Here is a 19,968-nt window from a genome sequence, read left to right on the forward strand (position 1 = left end):
ATGTGAGACGACATGCGTACGTCGGCGTGCTCGCCCTCGCCGCCGGCCTGCTGGTCGCACCCGTCCCGGCCCAGGCGCAGCCTCTCGCCGCCGCGCCGCCGGTGACCCGGCAGGTGCTCAGCCCCACCCCCTACCAGGGCTGGAACACCTACTACGGGCTCGGCGGGGAGTTCTCCGAGGAGTCGGTGAAGCAGGTGGCCGACGCCCTGGTCGAGCGCGGCTTCGCCGAGGCCGGCTACGACATCGTCTGGCTCGACGGCGGCTGGCAGGACCCGGAGCCGCGTACCGCCGCCGGTGACCTCCAGGCCGACCGGACCCGGTTCCCCAACGGGCTGAAGCCGCTGGTCGACTACATCCACGGCAAGGGCCTGCGGGCCGGCATCTACACCGACGCCGGACCGTACATCCCGGGGAAGTGCGGGCTCGGCAGCCACGGCTACTACCAGCGGGACGCGGACCAGTTCGCCGCCTGGGAGTTCGACGCGGTCAAGGTGGACTATCTCTGCGGGATCGCCGCCGGCCTGGACCCGAAGACCGTCTACACCGAGTTCGCCGCCGCGCTGCGCAACAACGCCAGCGAGCGGCCGATCATCTTCAACCTCTGCAACCCGGTGACCTCTCCGGACTGGGGCGACTACCCGGAGGAGCAGCAGTCGACGTACTCCTGGAGCTACGCCCCGGCGATCGCGCAGTCCTGGCGTACGTACACCGACGTCGGGTTCGTCGGCGAGGTGAAGTACAAGGACGTGCTGCGCAACTTCGACGCGAACGCGCGGCACCCGGAGGTCGCCGGGCCTGGGCACTTCAACGACCCGGACTACCTCGGGCCGGAACTCGGGATGACCGACGAGGAGTTCCGGACCCAGATGACGCTCTGGACGGTCGCCGCCGCGCCACTGGTGATCGCCAGTGACGTACGCAAGATCAGCCAGACCTCGGTCGACATCCTCACCGACCCCGAGGTGCTGGCGATCAACCAGGACCCGGCCGGGGTGCAGGCGGTCCGGGTCGGCCCGGCCGGCAGCACCGAGACCTGGGTGAAGCGGCTCGCCGACGGCGACCGGGCGGTGGTGCTGCTCAACCGGGGCGACAGCCCTGCGACCCTGACCACCACGGCGAAGGCGGTCGGCCTGACCGGCCACCGGTTCACGGTCGAGAACGCCTGGACCAACCAGGTCACCGAGAGCGCCGGCACCATCAGCGCGGCGGTACCGGCGCACGGCGCGGCGCTGTTCCGGGTCGGCACGCACCGGGGGCTGCCCGGGGTACCGCACGTCACCGCCGGACTTCCGCAGGTGACCCAGGTCGGCGGCGTCAGCACGCCGGACGGTTCGGCGCCGGTCGCGGCCGGCGGGGACCAGGCGCGGGTCGAGGTCGCCGTCCGCAACGACGGCCTGCTGCCGGTACTCGCACCGCAGGTGACCCTGGCGGCACCCGCCGGCTGGACAGTCCGCCCCGTGGGTCGGGCGGCGGTGCCGGTACTGGCCGGCGGGCAGCGCAGGAGCTTCGGCTTCACGGTGACGCTGCCGGCCGGTGCCGCTCCCGGTGCCGCGAAGCTGACCGCCACCACCTCCTACCAGGTACCCGGGCACGGCCGGCTGCGACAGTCGACGGTCGGCACCCTGACGGTCGCCCCGGCGCCGCCGGACGGCGCGGTGGTGCTCTCGCACCATGACTGGATCAGCGCCACCAGCGGCTGGATGAGCCCGACGGTCGACGCCAGCGTCGGCGGCGGCTCCCCGATCAGCGTCGTCGGCCAGGTCTACCCCACCGGGATCGGGGTCGCCTCGCCCTCCACGGTCCGCTACTACCTCGGCGGCCGGTGCACCCGGCTCTCCGCCCTGGTCGGGCTGGACGACGCGGTCCGCAACGTCGGACCCGAGGGCGCGACGGTGACCTTCCAGGTGGTCGGCGACGGCCAGGTCCGGTACGACAGCGGCGTGCTGACCCGGGACGACCCGCGCCAGGTCGACGTGGACCTGACCGGGGTACGGGTCCTCGACCTGGTGGTCGGCGACGCGGGCGACGGCGGCTACAACGACCGCGCCGACTGGGCGGGCCTGACCGCCACCTGCTGACACCGACGACGGACGGTTCGTGCCCGGGTGGCACCGCCATCCGGGCCCGGACCGTCGGTGGGCGAGAGCCGCTGCCACTCTTTGCGGCGACTGCTCTGACCCTGTTGTGAGCTGCGGTCGAACTGATCACAGTGGACTTCGATCGGTGAGGGGTGGAATCGACCGGCCCGGCAAACTGGCCGCCCGGGGTGGTGTTGGGTGATGAGGCGAGCTGGTCATCGTCGGCGCGGAGCGACCCGGCGGCGGAGCCGGGGGTAGTTGGCGCGGAGACTGTCGAGCTGGGTGCACAGGCGGGGCACGGAAGCCGGGGTTGTCGACGGCGTGCTGCGGTTCGCCGTCGACCGGCCGGGCGAGACCGGGGTTCGGGCAGGGCCGGTTCGGGCAGGGCGGGGTCCGGGCAGCCCGGGAGGGTGGGCGCACAAGCGGGGCAGCTCGACAGTCTCCTCGGCGAGTGTCCCCACCTCGCTCCCCACCCGACGTCAGGAGATCGCCGGCTCGGAGACACCTGGAAGCACCGGGTTGCACGATCGACCTTCAAAAGACAGGGCGCCAGCAGCGCCCGGTCGCCGGATTTCGAGAGGCGACGTCGGCGGCATCTATCTCCTCGCCTGCCCGGATCGCCCGGATCACCCGTTCGACTGCCGGTTCGACTGCCGGTTCGACTGCCGGTTCGACTGCGCCTGATCGGACTCCGTCAAGGCCCGACCCTGCGCGTTGTGGCCCAGACCCGTCAGCGGCCATACTGACAGCCTTCCGCCGGTCGCGAGACCGACACGCTTTCCGGATCGGCCGGCGCGGCCGCGTTCCGGGGGTCGGCGGCGAGCACAGGAGGTGGCGGCATCAGCGCCCGCAGGGTTCTCTTCGTCGGCGGCAGTGGGATCATCAGCTCCGCCTGTACCCGGCTCGCGGTCGAGCACGGCATCGAGTTGACGGTGCTCAACCGGGGCACCACCACCCGGCGACCGCTGCCGGCCGGGGTCACGGCGCTCCGGGCCGACATCCGCGACCCGGACTCGGTCCGGGCGGCACTGGGTGGCCGGGAGTTCGACGCGGTCGTCGACTGGATCGCCTTCACCCCGGCACACCTGCGGACCAGCATGGAGCTGTTCCGGGACCGGACCGGCCAGTACGTCTTCATCAGCTCGGCGTCGGCCTACCAGACCCCGCCGGCCCGGCTGCCGATCGTGGAGTCGACGCCGCTGCGCAACCCGTACTGGCGGTACTCCCGGGACAAGATCGCATGTGAGGACCTGCTCGTCCGGGCGTACCGCGATGACGCGTTCCCGGCCACCATCGTGCGCCCGTCGCACACCTACGACCGGACCCTGGTGCCGTTCGACGGCGGCTGGACGGTGGTCGACCGGATGCGCCGGGGTCGGGAGATCGTCGTACACGGCGACGGCACCTCACTGTGGACACTCACCCACCACTCGGACTTCGCCCGGGGCTTCGTACCGCTGCTCGGGCATCCGGCCGCGATCGGGGACACCTTCCACATCACCTCCGACGAGGCGCTCACCTGGAACCAGATCGCCGAGACGCTGGCGTCGGCGGCCGGCGTACCGGCCCGGATCGTGCACGTGCCCTCGGACGCGATAGCCGCGGCGGATCCGGAGTGGGGTGCCGCGCTGCTCGGCGACAAGACGCACTCGATGGTCTTCGACAACAGCAAGCTGCGCCGGCTGGTGCCGGACTTCGTCGCCACCGTCCCGTTCGCACAGGGCGCCCGGGAGATCGTCGACTGGTACGACGCCGACCCGACCCGGCAGCGGATTGACGCCCGGCTCGACGCGCTGCACGACCGCCTGGTCGAGACGTACCGGATCCGCGACCTGGTCGGGGCCGGCTCGGAGGACTAACGGCTGGGCACGGCCGGGTCCAGCTCCGGTCCACCGTGGCCGGCCCGTGTCGCAACCCGACCACCTCGGCGGCCGGCAGCAGGTGCACGCCGCGCAGGTCGACGTCGGAGTCCCGGGACGGGAAGCCGTAGAGGTGCGCCCCGGAGACGGTGGCGAAGAGCAGCGGATAGGGCTGGTCGGCCACGACGTCGCGCAGCGCGGCCGGGTCCAGCCGGGTCAGGTCGGGTGCCGGGGGAGTGCGGCCGGTGTCGCCGGTCGTCGGGGTGGGTTCCGGGTGGCTCATCCGAGTGCCTCCCGGGCGCTGCGGGCGCGTACCGAATAGAGCCAGGCGTCGACCCGGGCCGCGTCGGGCGCCGCCGGCAGCGGGGTGTGCGTGACGGCGTCGTCGAGGTCGGCGTGCAGGGCCAGCCGCCAGCGTTCCACCTCGGTCCAGCCGACCTCGCCCCGGCGTACGGCGAGCAGCCGTTCGCGGTGCGGCCCCACGTCCAGCTCCAGCCGGCCGTGCCGGAGCAGGTCACCGGCGGCGATCAGCAGCCGGAGCAGGTGCATGACGTGCTTCCACCGGGGTTCGCCGCGCTGCCGCAGATCCGCCTCCAGCTTCTTGAACTGGCTCAGCACGTAGCCGGAGTAGGTCTGGTAGGCGAGCTGGGAGAGGAACGCCGGCCGCAGGTCGAGGAGTTCCTCGCCGACCGGGGTGACGGTGAGCACGGTGCGGGAGTGCAGCACCTCCAGCAGGTTCGGGTTGGCCTTCAGGGCCAGTTCGCAGAAGCGCTCCACCTCCCAGGAGAACCGTTCCGGCTCGGGGCCGTCGAGGTGGCTCGGCGGCTTGGCCAGTGACCAGAAGGCGGCGGCGGGCGCGGCGTAGACGCCCCGGACGTCGGTGTCGGACTCCTCGGTGGCCAGCCCGAAGGCGCGGGAGCCGACCACCGCGGCGTAGATGGTGTGCCGGACGACCAGGTCGGGGCCGTCGACCGCCGCCGTGCCCGCCTCGACCGCCAGCTTCTGCTGGTACGCCTTGCGGAGCGCGAGCTGCCCGCGCGGGCTGCGCAGCCGCCGCCCGTCGGTGAGCTGGACCAGGTAGTCGTCGCCGGTCGGGTCGTGGTCGAGCACCCGGCCGGTGGCGCCGCGCTGCACCCGGGTGCCGGCCAGGTCGACGCCGGTCTCCCGCAGCACCACCTGGGTCCCGTCGGGTAGCCGGGGAGACGACGATCGCCTGGACACGACGGACATCCTGCCGTACCGGAGGTCCCGCCCGCACCGGAGATCACGCCGGCACCGCTGGCACCAGGCGTGCCCGGCGCGGCGCGGCGGGCCCTCGGTCGACTCCTGTCACACCCTGCGGCGACAATCGGGTGATGTTCCTCGCCACGCGGCCCGGCCCGGCCGGACGGTGCCGCCCCCCGGCCGGCCCAGTGGGTACGCTCGCTACCGGCGTGGGGTCCGCCCCGGCGCCCAGCCCGCCGACCAGCGGCGCACGACCGGCAACCCTGGGAGTTCACCTCGTTGACTGCACAGCCTGAAATCCTGTACGGGGCCGACGACCTCACCCACCTGGAGGGTCTGGACGCGGTCCGGAAGCGCCCCGGCATGTACATCGGGTCGACCGACAGCCGTGGCGTGGGTCACCTGTTCAACGAGATCGTGGACAACTCCACCGACGAGGGGGTCGCCGGCCACGCGACCCGGGTCGAGGTCACCCTGCACGCCGACGGCTCGGTGCAGGTCGACGACGACGGCCGGGGGATCCCGACGGACGTGCACGCCAAGTCCGGGCTCTCCGGGGTCGAGCTGGTGCTGACCCGGCTGCACGCGGGTGGCAAGTTCGGCAACTCCGGCTACAAGACCTCCGGCGGCCTGCACGGGGTGGGCGCCTCGGCGGTCAACGCGCTCTCCCGGCGGTTCGACGTGACGGTGCGCCGGGACGGCAAGATCCACCAGATGTCGTTCCAGCACGGCGTACCGGGAATATTCGACGGGGCCGGCGCCGGGGCGACCTTCGCCGCGCACCCCGGGCTGCGCCTGCTCGGCAAGATGAAGCGGGGCGAGCGGACCGGCACCTCGATCCGCTACTGGCACGACGCGCGTTACTTCGAGAGCGGCGCGACCCTCGACGTCGAGGCGGTCCGGACCAAGCTGCGGCACACCGCGTTCCTGGTGCCGGGCGTGACCTACGTGCTGCGGGACGCCACCGGCGGGGCGATCAGCGCCGAGACGTTCCACTTCCCGAACGGCCTGGCCGACATGGTCGACTACCTGGCGCCGGCCGCCGAGAAGCCGGTCTCCGGCACGCTGCTGGTCACCGGCGAGGGCACCTACCGGGAGAACGCCGCCGACGCCAACGGCGTGATGCGCAGCAACGTCGAGCGCCGCGCCGAGGTCGAGGTGGCGTTCCGCTGGGGCACCGGCTACGAGCGGACCGTCGAGTGCTTCACCAACACCATCCGCAACGTGCACGGCGGCACCCACCGCCGGGGCTTCGAGCGGGGTGCCACCCGGGCCCTGGTCGACGCGATCCGCAACGCCCGCGGCCTGCTCAAGCCGAAGGAGGACGCCCCGGTCCTGGACGACATCCTCGAGGGCCTCACCGCCGTCGTGCACGTCCGGATCCCGGAGCCGCAGTTCACCTCGCAGACCAAGGACGAGCTTTCCACCGCCCCGGTGACCAAGGTGGTGCAGGCCGTCGTCGAGCAGCACATCAAGGCCTGGCTGGAGGACCGCAGGACCCGGGCCGAGGCGCGTACGGTGCTGCAGAAGATCGTCGACGCGGCCCGGGTCCGGCTGACCCAGAAGCAGCAGAAGGACGCCGCCCGGCGCAAGACCGCGCTGGAGGGCGCGGCGATGCCGCCGAAGCTGGTCGACTGCCGCTCCACCGGGGTCGAGCGGAGCGAGCTGTTCATCGTCGAGGGAGACAGCGCGCTCGGCACCGCCCGGCTGGCCCGCTCCAGCGAATACCAGGCGCTGCTGCCGATCCGGGGCAAGATCCTCAACGTGCAGAAGGCCAGCCTCCAGCAGGTGCTGGACAACGCCGAGTGCTCGGCGATCATCCAGGTGCTCGGGGCGGGTTCCGGGCGCACCTTCGATCTCGGCTCGCTGCGCTACGGCCGCATCCTGATCATGGCGGACGCGGACGTCGACGGCTCGCACATCCGTACCCTGCTGATCACGCTCTTCGCGAAGTACATGCGGCCGGTGATCGAGGCGGGCCGGCTCTACGCCGCCGTGCCGCCGCTGCACAAGATCAGCACCAGGGGGAAGAACCCGGAGACCTTCTACACCTACACCCAGGCCGAGATGGAGGCCACGGTCGGCCGGCTGGAAAAGGCGAAGAAGCAGGTGGTGACCCCGATTCCCCGGTTCAAGGGTCTCGGTGAGATGGACGCCGACGAGCTGTGGGACACCACGATGAACCCGGCCAGCCGGATGGTCCGACGGATCACCATGGACGACGCCGAGGCGGCCGAGCAGGTCCTCGAACTGCTGATGGGCGAGAAGGTCGAGCCCCGGAAGAACTGGCTGATCGACTCGGCGAACCGGGTCGACCAGGAGGCGATCGACGCCTGATCCGTCCGCACGGACGGGCACGCGGAACCGACAGCGGCCGGGCATTCCCGGCCGGCGAGGAAAGGCAGCGCTGCACACCATGGCACGCCGTACGGGCAAGGGACCCAAGGTCGACCTCTCCGCCTTCGACCAGGCGGGGGCGAGGGTCCTGGACAACCCACTGGCCACCGAGGTCGAGGACTCCTACCTGGAGTACGCCTTCTCGGTGATCCACTCCCGTGCGCTGCCGGACGCGCGGGACGGCCTCAAGCCGGTGCACCGGCGCATCCTCTACTCGATGAACGAGCAGGGGCACCGGCCCGACCGGGCCCACGTGAAGTCGGCCCGGGTCATCGGTGACGTGATGGGTAAGTACCATCCGCACGGCGACACCGCGATCTACGACGCGATGGTCCGGCTGGCCCAGGACTTCTCGCTGAACGTGCCGCTCATCGACGGTCATGGAAACTTCGGTTCCCAGGACGACGGACCGGCTGCGGCGCGTTACACCGAGGCCCGGATGTCCCGCGAGGCGATGCTGCTGGTCGGCGAGCTGGGCGAGGGGACCGTCGACTTCAAGCCGAACTACGACGGTTCGCTGACCGAGCCCTCGGTGCTGCCGGCCGCCTTCCCGAACCTGCTGGTCAACGGCACCTCCGGGATCGCGGTCGGGATGGCCACCAACATGATCCCGCACAACCTCGGCGAGGTGGTCGCGGCGGCGCGCTGGCTGATCGACCACCCGGACGCCGACCTGGACAGGCTGATGGAGTTCGTCCCCGGCCCGGACCTGCCGACCGGCGGCCTGCTGCTCGGGCTGGACGAGGTGCGCAAGGCGTACGAGACGGGGCGGGGCGTGGTGCGGATGCGCGCCCGGGTCGAGACCGGTCCGCTGGAGGGGAGCCGGGGCCGGCAGGCGATCACCGTGGTCGAGCTGCCGTACGGGGTCGGCGCCGAGAAGATCATCGAGGCGATCACCGACGAGGTACGCGGCAAGCTGATCACCTCCGGCCCGCGCAAGGGTCAGCGGCAGGCCGCCCGGCTCCAGGGCATCGCCGACGTCAAGGACCTGACCGACCGGGAAAACGGCACCCGGCTGGTGATCGAGTGCAAGGTGGGGGTGAACCCGCAGGCGCTGCTCGCCGACCTCTACCGGCTCACCCCGCTGGAGCAGTCCTTCGGGGTCAACAACCTCGTCCTGGTGGACGGCCAGCCGCAGACCCTCGGGCTCAAGCGGCTGCTGGAGGTCTTCCTGGCCCACCGCTACGAGGTGGTGACCCGGCGTACGACGTTCCGCCGGCGCAAGCGGGCCGACCGGCTGCACCTGGTCGACGGCCTGCTGATGGCGCTGCTCGACATCGACGAGGTGGTCCGGCTGATCCGGGCCAGCGAGAACGCCCAGGCCGCCAAGGACGGGCTGATGAGCCAGTTCGGGCTCTCCGAGATCCAGGCGACCTACATCCTCGACACCCCGCTGCGCCGGCTGACCAAGTTCGACCGGATCGAACTGGAGGTGGAGCGGGAGCGGCTGCGCGAGGAGATCGCCGCGCTGACCGAGATCCTCGACGACGACCGGGTGCTGCGTAAGGTCGTCTCCGACGAGCTGGCCTCGGTGGTGGACGAGTTCGGCACGAGGCGGCGTACCACGCTTATCGACGGGGACCTCAAGGAGGTGCTGGCGGCGTCGGCACCGGCCGGGCCGCTGGAGGTCGCCGACGACCCGTGTCAGGTGATCCTCTCCGCCACCGGGCTGGTCGCCCGGACCGCCGCCGAGTCGGAGGAGGCCGCCGAGGGGCGGCGCCGCAACGGCCGGACCAAGCACGACGCCGTACGCGCCGTCGTGCATACCACCGCACGGGGTCAGGTGCTGCTGGTGACCAGTGCGGGGCGGGCGTTCAAGACCGACGTACTGCCGCTGCCGGTGTTGCCGGAGCAGGCCGGTACGGTCTCGCTCTCCGGCGGGATGTCCACCGCCGAGCTGGTGCCGTTGGAGCCGGGGGAGAGCGTCGTCGGGTTGGCGCCGCTCGGCGAGCGTGGCGCTGGCTCGCCCGGCCTGGCCCTCGGGACCAGGCAGGGTGTGGTCAAGGTCTGCGCCCCGGACTGGCCGGTCCGGTCCGACGAGTTCGAGGTGATCGGGCTGCGTGACGGCGACGAGGTGGTCGGGGCGACCTGGCTCACCGACGGTGCCGAGACGCTCGCCTTCGTCGCCTCGGACGCCTCGCTGCTGCGCTTCCCGGCCAAGCTGGTCCGGCCGCAGGGCGTCAAGGGCGGCGGGATGGCCGGGATCAACCTCGGCTCCGGCGCCGAGGTGGTCTTCTTCGGCGCGGTCCGCACCGACGAGGCGGAGCACGGCGAGCCGATGGTGGTCACCTCGACCGGCAGCGGCGTGAAGGTGACCCCGTTCGCGCTCTATCCGGCGAAGGGTCGGGCCACCGGCGGGGTACGCGCACAGCGCTTCCTCAAGGGCGAGGCCCGACTGGTCGTCGCCTGGATCGGGCCGCGACCGGTGGGCATCAGCAAGCGCGGCGAGCCGATGGCGCTGCCCGAGCCGGACCAGCGCCGGGACGGCTCCGGGGTGGCGATGTTCGGCCCGGACAGGGTGGGGCACCTGATCGAACGCGGCTGAGTGCCGTACGGCCGGGTTCGACTGTCCTTTTTCGTCGACTTCGGTTGTGGACCATCGGTCTGGCGGGAATGAGGGGGAGTACCCCCTCTTCCGGCACCCGAGCAGACCGATGGAGGTTGTCGTGGCCACCACCAGCGACAGCAGCGACACCGCCCCTGCCAATACCGACACCGCCCCTACCACGAGCGACACCGCCCCTGCCAGGACCGATGTGGACAGGGCGTTACTCGGCGGAGGCACCTACCGGAGCCTCGGGGAGCAGCGGCTCTCCCCGGCCGAGGAACGGTTCGAGCGCGGCCGCCGGACCACCGGCCTCTGGCTCGCCCCGCTCGTCTCGGTGATCTTCCTGGCCCTGCCTCTCGACATGCCCGGCAACCAGCAGACCCTGGCCGGTATCCTGCTCGGCGTCATCGTGCTCTGGGTCACCGAACCGGTGCCCATTCCGATCGGCGGGCTGCTCGGCGTCGCCGCCGTCGTCGTACTCGGAGTGGCGCCCGCCGACGACGTGCTCGGACCGTTCGGTTCCTCGACGGTCTTCACCTTCATCGGCGCGTTCATCCTCGCCCAGGCGATGCTCAAGCACGGCCTGGCCCGGCGGTTCGCGTTCCGGATGCTGTCGCTGCCCGGCGTCGGTCGGACCACCGGCCGGGTGGTCGTCACCTTCGGCCTGATCACCGCGCTGCTCTCCGCCTTCGTCTCGAACACGGCCACCGTGGCGATGCTGTTGCCGACCGCGCTGGGCATCCTCGCGGTGATCGCGAAGCTGTTGCAGGAGCGCGGCATCGCCAAGGCCGACTTCGACCCGACCCGGCTGCGGGTCGGCGTCGCGCTGATGCTCATGCTCGCCTACGGCGCCAGCGTCGGCGGCCTGCTCACCCCGGTCGGCACGCCACCGAACCTGATCGGCCGGGACCTGATCGCAGAGGCGACCGGGGAGCGGATCTCGTTCGCCGAGTGGATGGCGGTCGCCTTCCCGATCTGCGCGCTGATGTTCGTCGCGCTCGCCGTGGTGCTGCTGCTGTTGAACAAGCCCGAGATCCGCCGGATCGACGGCGTCGCCGAGTACGTCGCCGCCGAGCGCGCCCAACTCGGCCGGCTCTCCAGGGCCGAACGCAACACCCTGGTCGCCTTCACCGTCACGGTGGTGCTCTGGATCACCCCGGGTGTGGTGGCGCTGATCTGGGGCAGCGACTCCGGCCAGTACGAGTGGATCGGCGGCCGGCTCGACGAGGGGATCGTGGCGGTCTTCGGCGCCTCGCTGCTCTTCCTGCTCCCCACCGACTGGCAGAGCCGCTCGTTCACCCTCACCTGGTCCGACGCGGCCCGGATCGACTGGGGCACGATCCTGCTCTTCGGCACCGGCATCATCTTCGGCGCGCTGCTGGAGGGGAGCGGACTGGCCAAGACGATCGGCGACGGCAGCGCCGACCTGTTCGGGCTGAGCAGCACCTTCGCGATCACCGCCTTCGCGGTCCTGCTGGCGATCGTCATCTCGGAGACGACCAGCAACACCGCCTCGGCCGCGGTGGTGGTACCGATCATCATCCCGGTCGCCGTGGCCGCCGGGATCAACCCGTTCGTACCCGCGCTGGCGGCGACCTTCGCGGCCTCGTTCGGCTTCATGCTGCCGGTCTCCACCCCGCAGAACGCGATCGTCTACGGCTCGGGCGTCGTACCGATCACCAAGATGATCCGCTCCGGCTTCTCCTTCGACATCCTGGGGGCGATCCTGATCCTGCTGATCCTTCCGCTGATGATCGCGCTCGTCGGGCTGGGTAGCTGATGGCGGCCCCGAAGTCCGGCGCGGACGTGCGACGGATCGCGGTGATTCCCGGCGACGGCATCGGCGTCGAGGTGACCGAGGCGGCCCGGCAGGTGCTCGACGCGGTGGCCCGGCGGCACCGGATCCCGCTGGCCTACGACGAGTACGACTGGTCCTGCCGGCGTTACCTGACCGAGGGCGCGATGATGCCGGCCGACGGCCTCGACCGGCTCCGCCCGGCGGACGCGATCCTGCTCGGCGCGGTCGGCTGGCCGGGGGTACCCGACCATGTCTCGCTCTGGGGGCTGCTGATCCCGATCCGCCGGACGTTCCGGCAGTACGTCAACCTGCGCCCGGTCCGGGTCTTCCCCGGGGTGTCCAGTCCGGTCCGGGGCGCCCGGCCGGGCGCGGTCGACCTGGTGGTGGTCCGGGAGAACGTGGAGGGCGAGTACAGCGAGATCGGTGGCCGGTTCAACCGGGGATTCCCGGACGAGATGGCGGTGCAGGAGTCGGTCTTCACCCGGGCCGGGGTGAGCAGGATCGTCGACTACGCGTTCGCGCTGGCCCGGACCCGCCGGTCGTACGTCACCTCGGCCACCAAGTCGAACGGGATCGTGCACACCATGCCGTTCTGGGACGAGGTCGTCGCCGAGCGGGCCGCCGAGCACCCGGACGTGCGGTGGGACGCCGAGCACATCGACGCGCTCGCCGCCAAGCTGGTGCTGCAACCCGACCGGTTCGACGTCATCGTCGGCTCGAACCTCTTCGGTGACATCCTCAGCGACCTCGCGGCGGCGGTGGCCGGCAGCATCGGGATCGCGCCGTCGGCGAACCTGGATCCGACCGGTACCTTCCCGTCGATGTTCGAGCCGGTGCACGGCTCGGCGCCGGACATCGCCGGTCAGGGGATCGCCAACCCGCTCGGCGCGGTCTGGTCGGCCGCGCTGATGCTCGACCACCTGGGGCATCCGGAGGCGGCGGCCGAGGTGGTCAGCGCGATCGAGGCGTGCCTGTCAGATCCGGCGACCCGGACCCGGGACCTGGCCGGCACCGCCACCACCCGGGAGGTGGTGTCCGCCCTGCTCGCGCAGCTCGACTGAGCGCGTACCCGGTCGGGGTGCCGGTCGGGGCCGGTCGGGGCGCCGGTCGGGGCCGGTCGGGGTGCCGGTCAGGGTCGGGATCGCGGTCGGCGTTGGGGTCGGGGTTCAGCGTGGCGGTTCCGGGTCGGTGACGTCGGCGACCCGGCCGTCCAGGGCGGCCACCGCCGCGTCGGCGTCCAGCGCCACGGCAGTGCCGCGCTCGCCGGTGCCGAGCGTGATGGTGCGGCCCCGGATCCGCTCGTCGGCCACCACCGGCCACGCCGTCCGGGAGCCGAACGGGGTGATGGTGCCGCGCTCGTAGCCGGTCGCCAACCTGGCCTCGTCGGCGTCCGGCAGGGCGAGCCGGTTGACCCCGAGCAGGGTACGCAGCTTCGGCCAGGAGATCACCCGGTCGCCGGGGACCAGGACGAAGACGAAGTCCTGCGCACCCCGGCGTACCACGATGGTCTTCACCACGTCCGGAACCTCGACGCCGATCGCCTCAGCCGCCTCGGCGACGCTGCGGACCGGCCCGTGCCGGATCACCCGGTGCGGGAGGTTGGCCGAGGTCAGGGCGGTGATCGCGGACATGGCGCCACCGTACCCGCCGGCCGGGTGTCGTCTGGGCCGGTCCGGCGACCCGGCCCCGTGACGAGGCGGTCAACGGCGCCGGGGGACCCAGTAGAGGATCTGCCCGGCGATCAGCGCGGGGTGCGTGTCGGGCATCGCTTGCAGTGCGCGGGTGAGGTGCGCGCCGAGGTACATCATCAACCCCACCCGGTCGCCGTTGAAGCCGATGAGCAGGGCCAACCGGGCCGGCGCGCACGGCCACGGATCCTGGCAGGTCTGGCAGTGGTACGACCGCGCCGGAATGTGCGGGCCGATCGGGTACCGCCGCCGGGAGAGTCGTCGCATGTGCCGGTACCAGCGCTCCTGGGGCCCGATCACGGCTAGCTCCGACCGGCTCGCTCGGCATTCCACTCCCGGTCGCCGTAACGGCCTCGGGAATTCCGCGCGGGCGCGAAAGCGCCGGCCCGGCCGACCTGGTGTCGACCGGACGGTGAGTTCCGGAGCGGATCCCTGTCGTCCCTGCCGCTCCTCCCGTCCCTGCCCTCCCGCGCCCACCGCTTGTCCGGCGGCGGCGGGCCGATCGGGTCCAGGCGTAAGACGACTTCGGGTACGGGCGACGAGGCGCGCATGCCGGCTCGGTACTCCTCGTCGGTCATCGGCCGAATCAACGGTGTGTACGGCTTCGGGGCGCGGCGGGCCGCGTCCGGACAGATCCACCGAAAGCCGCATCGGCAGTACCGCCAGAGTCGGCGCCAGTCGCGGCGGTGAATCGAGCGGGATTTGCGAAACCATCTCATCTGTTTGTCTCCCGTCGCCAAATCGTGGACGGCCTGGAAAGGCCGCCAGTTCCACCATGGACGGAAAGCGCATAGCCTCGATAGGGGTTCGGAAAGCAGTGGTAGGGGACTGGTGACCAGTCGTCCGTAATCCGCCGTGGTTAGGGAGTAGTGTGTGAGTGATCTTCGAGAGAACTCCGCCGGGAGCGGGCCAGACTCGGAATGACGCAGGACCAGACCGGCGCCGTGATCAACGTGAGTGCGTCGTCGGTCGGTGCCTTCGAGAACGGTCGGATGGTTCCGATGCCCGACACCGCGAAGGCGCTGGATGAGCTCTTCAATACCGGTGACGAGATCCAGCGGTTGTCAACCGAGGCGCGGGCCGAGGCGCAGGCGCCGTGGCTGCGTCCGTGGACCGACAACGAACGGCGGGCGACCCTGCTCCGCTGGTTCGAGCACAGTCTGATACCGGGGCTGTTGCAAACCGCCGACTATGCCCGCGCCATTCTCTCCGCCGGTCCGAACCGCCCTGCCGTGGTGGAGGAATGGACAGCGAGCAGGCTGGCCCGACAGGCGGCTGTCTTCGACCGCGACGATCCACCAACGCTCTCGGCGATCATCGGCGAATCGGCGCTACGGTTCGGCAACCAGTCGATCATGAAGGATCAGCTTGAGCATTTGGTCGACATCGGGGACCGGTCGACCGTCCATATCCGCGTCGTTCCCCAGGGCGCCGGTCTACATGCTGGGCTGACCGGGGCCTTCGTCGTGGCCACCCTGCCCGGTGGGTCGCGCCTCGGCTATCTCGACGACCAGTTGCGCGGGCGGGTGGTCGCGGACGCCGACGAGGTAGGCGATCTGGACCTGACGTGGGAGAGTTTGAGTGCGGTCGCGCTTCCGCGTGATCAGTCCCGCGACGTGATCCTGAGGGTGATCGATGATTACACCTGAGCCGACCTGGCGGAAGTCCAGTCGCAGCGGTTCGAACGGCGGCGCGTGTGTGGAGGTGGCCGGCAGCCTGCCCGGCCGGGTGCTGGTCCGGGACAGCAAGGACCAGGCAGGCCCCGCGCTCAGCTTCGCCCCGGACGCTTGGCGGGCCTTTGTCGGCGAGCTGACCCGCCGCCCGTAGCCGCGCCACCGACCCGACAGCGCCTCGCCCCCGGTCGACCCGGGGGCGAGGCGCTGCGTCGTCCGTGCGCGGCCACCGCACCCGAGGTGGCGGGTCTCACGGCATGGAGACCCGCCATCGGGTACGACAACACTGGCAGGCCGAGCAACAATCGCGCGGCTAGCAGCAGACAGCACCGGAAGGAACAGCCAGCATGTCGATCGACGCCAGCGCAGCAGACCCGGAGAACCGTGGCGGGACCGGTCCGGCCGGCCCGGGACTGACCAGTCGGGAGATCCGGCTGGCCGCCCGGCCGCACGGTGAACCCGGCCCGCAGAACTTCGAACTGGTCAGCACCGATGTGCCCGCACCCGGGCCGGGGCAGATCCTGGTGCGGAACACCTGGATGTCGGTCGACCCGTACATGCGGGGGCGGATGGACAACCGGAAGTCGTACATGCCGCCGTTCCGGGTCGGCGCCGCCCTGGACGGTGGTGCGATCGGCGAGGTCGTCGCCTCCGAGGCGCCGGCGGTACCGGTCGGGGCGACCGTGTCGCACGGGTACGGCTGGCGCGAGTACGCCGTACTCGACGCCGCCGCCGCGACCGTGGTCGACACCGCGCTCGCGCCCGCCGAGGCGTACCTCGGGGTGCTCGGCACGACCGGGCTGACCGCGTACGTCGCGCTCACCGACACCGCCCCGGTCCGTCCCGGGGACGTGGTCTTCGTCTCCGCCGCCGCCGGAGCGGTCGGCTCGGTCGCCGGCCAGTTCGCCCGCAAGCTCGGCGCGTCCCGGGTGATCGGCTCGGCCGGCGGCCCGGAGAAGGCGCGGCGGCTGGTCGAGGAGTTCGGCTACGACGCGGCGATCGACTACCGGGCCGGTTCGGTCGGCGCGCAGTTGGCGACGGCGGCGCCGGACGGGATCGACGTCTACCTGGACAACGTCGGCACCGACCACCTGGCCGCCGCGCTGGACGCCCTGCACATCGGCGGCCGGGTGGCGCTGGTCGGCGCGATCAGCATCTACAACGCGACCGCGCCGGTGCCCGGCCCCACCAACCTGGTGCTGGCGCTGACCAAGCGGCTCAGCCTGCGCGGCATGCTGGTCACCGACCACCTGGACCAGTTCCCCGAGTATCTTCCGCTGGCGGCGGGCTGGCTGGCCGACGGCTCGCTGCGGACCGCGAGCACGGTCCGGGAGGGGATCGAGGCGGCTCCGGGCGCCTTCCTGGAGATGCTCCGGGGCGGCAACGTCGGCAAGATGCTGGTCCGGCTCGCCGACGGGACCTGAGCGGGGGCGGTGGGAGAATCGCAGCTCGGTTCCGTGGGCGTGACGACGGGGCGGCGAGGAGACGGCATGAACGAGCAGGACCGGTCCACGGTCAGCCGGCGTGGCTTTCTCCGTGCGGTCGGTGTCAGCGGCGGGGCGGGCGCGATTGCTCGCCACGATGGGCGCGCTCGGGCTCGTCGCGACCGCCGACGCACCGGCGCCGCCGTTCCGGGCACCGGCCCGCTCCGACTTCAGCCTGACCGGCCGGGCCGGCGCCCGGGTGCTGGTGCTCGGCGGTGGCGTCGCCGGCCTCACGGTCGCCTACGAGCTGGGCAAGGCCGGGTACCACTGCACGGTGCTGGAGGCGCGTGCCCGGGCCGGTGGCCGGAACCTGACGGTCCGGGGCGGCACGGTGGAGACAGACCTCGACGGGCATACCCAGCGGGCCGAGTTCTCCGACGGGATCTACCTCAACGCCGGGCCGGGCCGGATCGCCCAGTGGATGCTCACCATGGACTACTGCCGCGAGCTGGCCGTACCGGTGGAGGTGTTCGCCAACGCCAACGCGGACGCGCTGCTCTACAACGCCTCGGCCGGGATGACCGCGCCGGTCCGCTACCGCACGGCCAGGGCGGACGTGCACGGCTACGTCTCGGAGCTGCTGGCCAAAGCGACCGACCAGGGAGCACTGGACCACCGGCTGACCGCCGAGGACAAGCAGCGGCTGCTCTCGTTCCTGGAGCAGTACGGCGCGATCGGTGGGCGCACCAGCGGCTGGGCCTACACCGGAAGCAGCCGGCGGGGCTACACCAGCTATCCCGGTGCGGGTAACGACGGCGGCGTACCGCTGGGTGCCCCGCCGCCGCTGGCCGACGTCTTCGCCAGCAACGTCGGCCGGTACTTCTCCTTCGAGGTCGAGTACGACCAGGCGATGCTGATGTTCCAGCCGGTTGGCGGGATGGACCGGATCACCCGGGCGCTGGCGAAGGCGATCGGCACCCACCGGATCCGCCTCGGCGCGGAGGTGACCGGGGTGACCGACCGGGGCGGTCAGGTCGAGGTGACCTACCGGCAGGGTGGCCGGGACCGCCTGGTCCGGGGCGACTTCTGCGTGACGACGCTGCCGCCACGGTTGATGGCCCGGGTGCCGCACAACCTCGGCGCCGACGTGACGGCGGCACTGGACAGCTTCCCGGCCACTGCCTCCGGGAAGATCGGTCTGGAGTACCGGAGCCGCTGGTGGGAACTTGACCAGCGGATCTACGGCGGCATCACGGAGACCGACCTCGACCTGACGAACATCTGGTACCCGTCGTACGGCTTCCACGGCGAGCGCGGCCTGATCGTCGGCTACTACAACGCCGGGGCGGCGGCGCGGGTGTACAGCGTGCTGACCCCGGCACAGCGGCGGGAGCGGGCGGTCACCCAGGGCGTGAGAATCCACGGTGCGAAGTACCGTTCCGAGCTGGTGACGGCGTATTCGCAGGCATGGGACCGGACCCGCTATCTGGAGGGCGCCTGGACCCTGCCGCCGTACGGCAGTGCCGGATACACCCTGTTGCTCCACCCGGCTGGCCGGGTCTACTTCGCCGGAGACTGGCTGAGCCGCGCGGTCGCCTGGCAACACGGCGCCTTCGTCTCGGCCCGATCGGTGGTCACCGCGCTGCACCAGCGGGTGATGGCGGGCTGAGCCACCGCCGGGGCGATGCCCGGGGTGCACGACCGTCTCCGGTTCGATCCGCCGTCGTCGAATTGGTTCGCCAGCTTCCCGGGTCCGGAGACGCCGCTGGCCGGGTCCCCTGTGGTGGGGACCCGGCCAGCGGGTGGTGCGGTCGTGTTGTTTGGTTGTCTTAGCTGTTGTTCCAGGTGTTGGCGACCAGGTCGGCGGCCAGGTCTTCCCACTGCGCGTAGGCGTCGGGGTAGGCCGAGACCTGTACCTTCTGCGCGGCCACGGTCAGCGGCAGGTCCTGCCAACCGTCAACCTGCTTGAGGCCCTTGAGGAACGCGATGGTCGAGTACTCCGGATCGGTGATCTGCTGTCAGCCGGGCGTTACGGTGGGCCATAGAGACCTCCGGTAGGTATGGGCGTCAGCACCTCACACCTCGCCGGAGGTCTCTCCATGGATCAAGCCGACACGCCGTCAACAACGCTCATGGTCACTACAGCTAGGCACAAGTTCGCCTCCCCACCCGGGGGAGCACCGACCGACCAGGGTCCGGTGGAAAACCGGTTGAGCCTTGCTGCCGCGTTCCCGTAGGTTGCCTGCGCCCGTCGCCGTGAGGACAGAGGACAAGACCGCGTGACCCCGCCCGCTCTCTAGACCTGACACCTTCTTCCGCTCACCGGTAGCCGACGATCCCGTCGGTTCTGCCGGGCTGCCCCTGTGCGCCCGGTCATACGGCGCTTGAGGCCGCGCGCAATCGGCCTCGTGTCAGGTCTAAAGAGATCAGGTCTGGAGATCATGTCTTCACAACCTCATATCGTGCTGCCCTGGGTCGTCCGTCGGACCAGGCTGCCGCTGCTGTCGTTGCGCTGCGTGGACTGCCGGGCGGAATCGGCTACCACCGGCCAGGGCAGGTTCCGCGTCAACGCCAACGGCAAGTTGCTGGACGTATGGCTGCTGGTCCGCTGCGTGGCCTGCGATCGGACGAGCAAGCTCACCGTGCACGAACGGACGCCGGTCAGATCGTTCGATCCGGTCGAACTCCACGGCTACCGCGTCAACGATCCCGAACTGGTGACGTCCAGGCTGTTGGATCCGCTGCTGGCCCGGCGTAACCGCTTCACCCTGGACTGGACGGGTGCCTGGCGGCTGGAGATCCCGTCGGCGTGGCGCGACGAGGCGTGGCCGGTCCAGGTGGAGGTGGTCTTCGAGGATCCGGTACCGGTACGCCCGGAACGGCTCATCGCGCAAGGGCTCGGCCTCAGCCGAAACGAGGTACTGCGCCGGGTCAAGTGCGACATCCCGTTGCGCCGTTCGACGAGTACCGGATTCACCTTCGTCGTGATGGCCGGAGACTAGGCGGGGGATGTGGCCGGGCGGGCTACGCTGCCCGCCCGGTCGCACCCCGTGGCAGCAACCGTGCTCAGCCCGGGGATCGGCGGTCGGTCGACAGGACGATCGCCGCGGCCGGGCACAGGTCGACGGCCTCGCGAACCGAGCCCCACGTTTCCGGCGGCGGCTCGGGTTGCAGTACGACCGTCTTGCCGTCGTCCTGTCCCTGGTCGAAGACCTCGCCGGCCGTCAACACGCACATCCCGGAGCCGATGCAGCGTTCGGTGTCCACGGTGATCCTCAT

At 71.3% G+C, this 19,968-nt stretch carries 16 protein-coding genes and 3 pseudogenes; 12 read left to right on the plus strand and 7 right to left on the minus strand.

Going from position 1 to position 19,968, the window contains the following annotated elements; translation table 11 throughout:
- Window positions 1-2 precede the first annotated feature (2 nt).
- On the plus strand, window positions 3-2,078 hold the full coding sequence (locus C6W10_RS18090) for an NPCBM/NEW2 domain-containing protein (protein WP_107259085.1): 2,076 nt from the start codon (window positions 3-5) through the stop codon (window positions 2,076-2,078).
- A gap of 730 nt (window positions 2,079-2,808) precedes the next feature.
- On the opposite strand, the gene C6W10_RS37390 is transcribed toward C6W10_RS18090, so the two are convergent.
- A complete protein-coding gene (locus tag C6W10_RS37390; protein ID WP_159104638.1) occupies window positions 2,809-3,018 on the minus strand; it encodes a hypothetical protein in 210 nt (69 codons plus the stop codon).
- On the opposite strand from C6W10_RS37390, the gene C6W10_RS18095 reads away from it, so the two are divergent.
- Window positions 2,960-3,937, plus strand: a complete 978-nt coding sequence (locus C6W10_RS18095; protein WP_234361922.1) for an NAD-dependent epimerase/dehydratase family protein — start codon at window positions 2,960-2,962, stop codon at window positions 3,935-3,937. The two genes, C6W10_RS37390 and C6W10_RS18095, sit on opposite strands and share 59 nt — an antisense overlap.
- A gap of 13 nt (window positions 3,938-3,950) precedes the next feature.
- Here the strand turns inward: C6W10_RS18095 and C6W10_RS18100 are convergent.
- Window positions 3,951-4,220, minus strand: a pseudogene (locus C6W10_RS18100) (DNA polymerase beta superfamily protein); the annotation flags it as partial.
- Window positions 4,217-5,158 carry a DNA polymerase beta superfamily protein gene (locus tag C6W10_RS18105; RefSeq protein WP_234361837.1) on the minus strand — a complete coding sequence of 314 codons (942 nt, stop codon included), beginning with the start codon at window positions 5,156-5,158 and terminating at the stop codon, window positions 4,217-4,219. The pseudogene C6W10_RS18100 and the gene C6W10_RS18105, both read right to left, overlap by 4 nt.
- A gap of 282 nt (window positions 5,159-5,440) precedes the next feature.
- On the opposite strand from C6W10_RS18105, the gene C6W10_RS18110 reads away from it, so the two are divergent.
- The 4 genes from C6W10_RS18110 (at window position 5,441) to C6W10_RS18125 (ending at window position 12,965) form a co-directional block, all read left to right on the plus strand.
- Window positions 5,441-7,498 carry a type IIA DNA topoisomerase subunit B gene (locus C6W10_RS18110; protein WP_107259088.1) on the plus strand — a complete coding sequence of 686 codons (2,058 nt, stop codon included), beginning with the start codon at window positions 5,441-5,443 and terminating at the stop codon, window positions 7,496-7,498.
- 79 nt (window positions 7,499-7,577) lie between these two features.
- Complete coding sequence (locus C6W10_RS18115; RefSeq protein ID WP_107259089.1) at window positions 7,578-10,103, plus strand: DNA topoisomerase (ATP-hydrolyzing) subunit A; 2,526 nt, start codon at window positions 7,578-7,580, stop codon at window positions 10,101-10,103.
- 211 nt (window positions 10,104-10,314) lie between these two features.
- Window positions 10,315-11,886, plus strand: a complete 1,572-nt coding sequence (locus tag C6W10_RS18120) for a DASS family sodium-coupled anion symporter (protein ID WP_234361838.1) — start codon at window positions 10,315-10,317, stop codon at window positions 11,884-11,886.
- Window positions 11,886-12,965 carry a tartrate dehydrogenase gene (locus C6W10_RS18125; RefSeq protein WP_107259091.1) on the plus strand — a complete coding sequence of 360 codons (1,080 nt, stop codon included), beginning with the start codon at window positions 11,886-11,888 and terminating at the stop codon, window positions 12,963-12,965. The genes C6W10_RS18120 and C6W10_RS18125 overlap by 1 nt, the downstream gene beginning before the upstream one ends.
- A 105-nt stretch (window positions 12,966-13,070) precedes the next feature.
- Here C6W10_RS18125 and C6W10_RS18130 read toward each other — a convergent pair whose 3' ends face one another.
- Both C6W10_RS18130 and C6W10_RS18135 read right to left on the minus strand, forming a co-directional pair.
- Window positions 13,071-13,535, minus strand: a complete 465-nt coding sequence (locus tag C6W10_RS18130; protein ID WP_107259092.1) for an aminoacyl-tRNA deacylase — start codon at window positions 13,533-13,535, stop codon at window positions 13,071-13,073.
- A 69-nt stretch (window positions 13,536-13,604) separates the two neighbouring features.
- Window positions 13,605-13,892 (minus strand): flavin reductase, encoded by a 288-nt coding sequence (locus C6W10_RS18135; protein WP_107259093.1) that lies wholly within the window; start codon window positions 13,890-13,892, stop codon window positions 13,605-13,607.
- Between the two features lie 599 nt (window positions 13,893-14,491).
- On the opposite strand from C6W10_RS18135, the pseudogene C6W10_RS39730 reads away from it, so the two are divergent.
- The 5 genes and pseudogenes from C6W10_RS39730 to C6W10_RS18155 form a co-directional block, all read left to right on the plus strand.
- Window positions 14,492-14,632 (plus strand): annotated as a pseudogene (locus C6W10_RS39730) (helix-turn-helix domain-containing protein); the annotation flags it as partial.
- A 21-nt stretch (window positions 14,633-14,653) separates the two neighbouring features.
- Window positions 14,654-15,241, plus strand: a complete 588-nt coding sequence (locus C6W10_RS18140) for a DUF5753 domain-containing protein (RefSeq protein WP_369938699.1) — start codon at window positions 14,654-14,656, stop codon at window positions 15,239-15,241.
- On the plus strand, window positions 15,228-15,419 hold the full coding sequence (locus tag C6W10_RS18145) for a DUF397 domain-containing protein (RefSeq protein WP_107259095.1): 192 nt from the start codon (window positions 15,228-15,230) through the stop codon (window positions 15,417-15,419). The genes C6W10_RS18140 and C6W10_RS18145 overlap by 14 nt, the downstream gene beginning before the upstream one ends.
- A gap of 193 nt (window positions 15,420-15,612) precedes the next feature.
- Window positions 15,613-16,689 carry an NADP-dependent oxidoreductase gene (locus tag C6W10_RS18150; protein ID WP_107259096.1) on the plus strand — a complete coding sequence of 359 codons (1,077 nt, stop codon included), beginning with the start codon at window positions 15,613-15,615 and terminating at the stop codon, window positions 16,687-16,689.
- Between the two features lie 100 nt (window positions 16,690-16,789).
- On the plus strand, window positions 16,790-18,358 hold the full coding sequence (locus C6W10_RS18155; RefSeq protein WP_234361840.1) for an FAD-dependent oxidoreductase: 1,569 nt from the start codon (window positions 16,790-16,792) through the stop codon (window positions 18,356-18,358).
- Window positions 18,359-18,518: 160 nt separating this feature from the next.
- Here the strand turns inward: C6W10_RS18155 and C6W10_RS18160 are convergent.
- Window positions 18,519-18,707: pseudogene (locus C6W10_RS18160) on the minus strand (hypothetical protein); the annotation flags it as partial.
- Window positions 18,708-19,151: 444 nt separating this feature from the next.
- On the opposite strand from C6W10_RS18160, the gene C6W10_RS18165 reads away from it, so the two are divergent.
- A complete protein-coding gene (locus tag C6W10_RS18165; protein WP_234361842.1) occupies window positions 19,152-19,691 on the plus strand; it encodes a DUF1062 domain-containing protein in 540 nt (179 codons plus the stop codon).
- Window positions 19,692-19,755: 64 nt separating this feature from the next.
- Here the strand turns inward: C6W10_RS18165 and C6W10_RS18170 are convergent, their stop codons facing one another.
- Window positions 19,756-19,968, minus strand: a complete 213-nt coding sequence (locus tag C6W10_RS18170) for a ferredoxin (RefSeq protein ID WP_107259098.1) — start codon at window positions 19,966-19,968, stop codon at window positions 19,756-19,758.

This window comes from Plantactinospora sp. BB1 (assembly GCF_003030385.1).
Classification (GTDB): domain Bacteria; phylum Actinomycetota; class Actinomycetes; order Mycobacteriales; family Micromonosporaceae; genus Plantactinospora.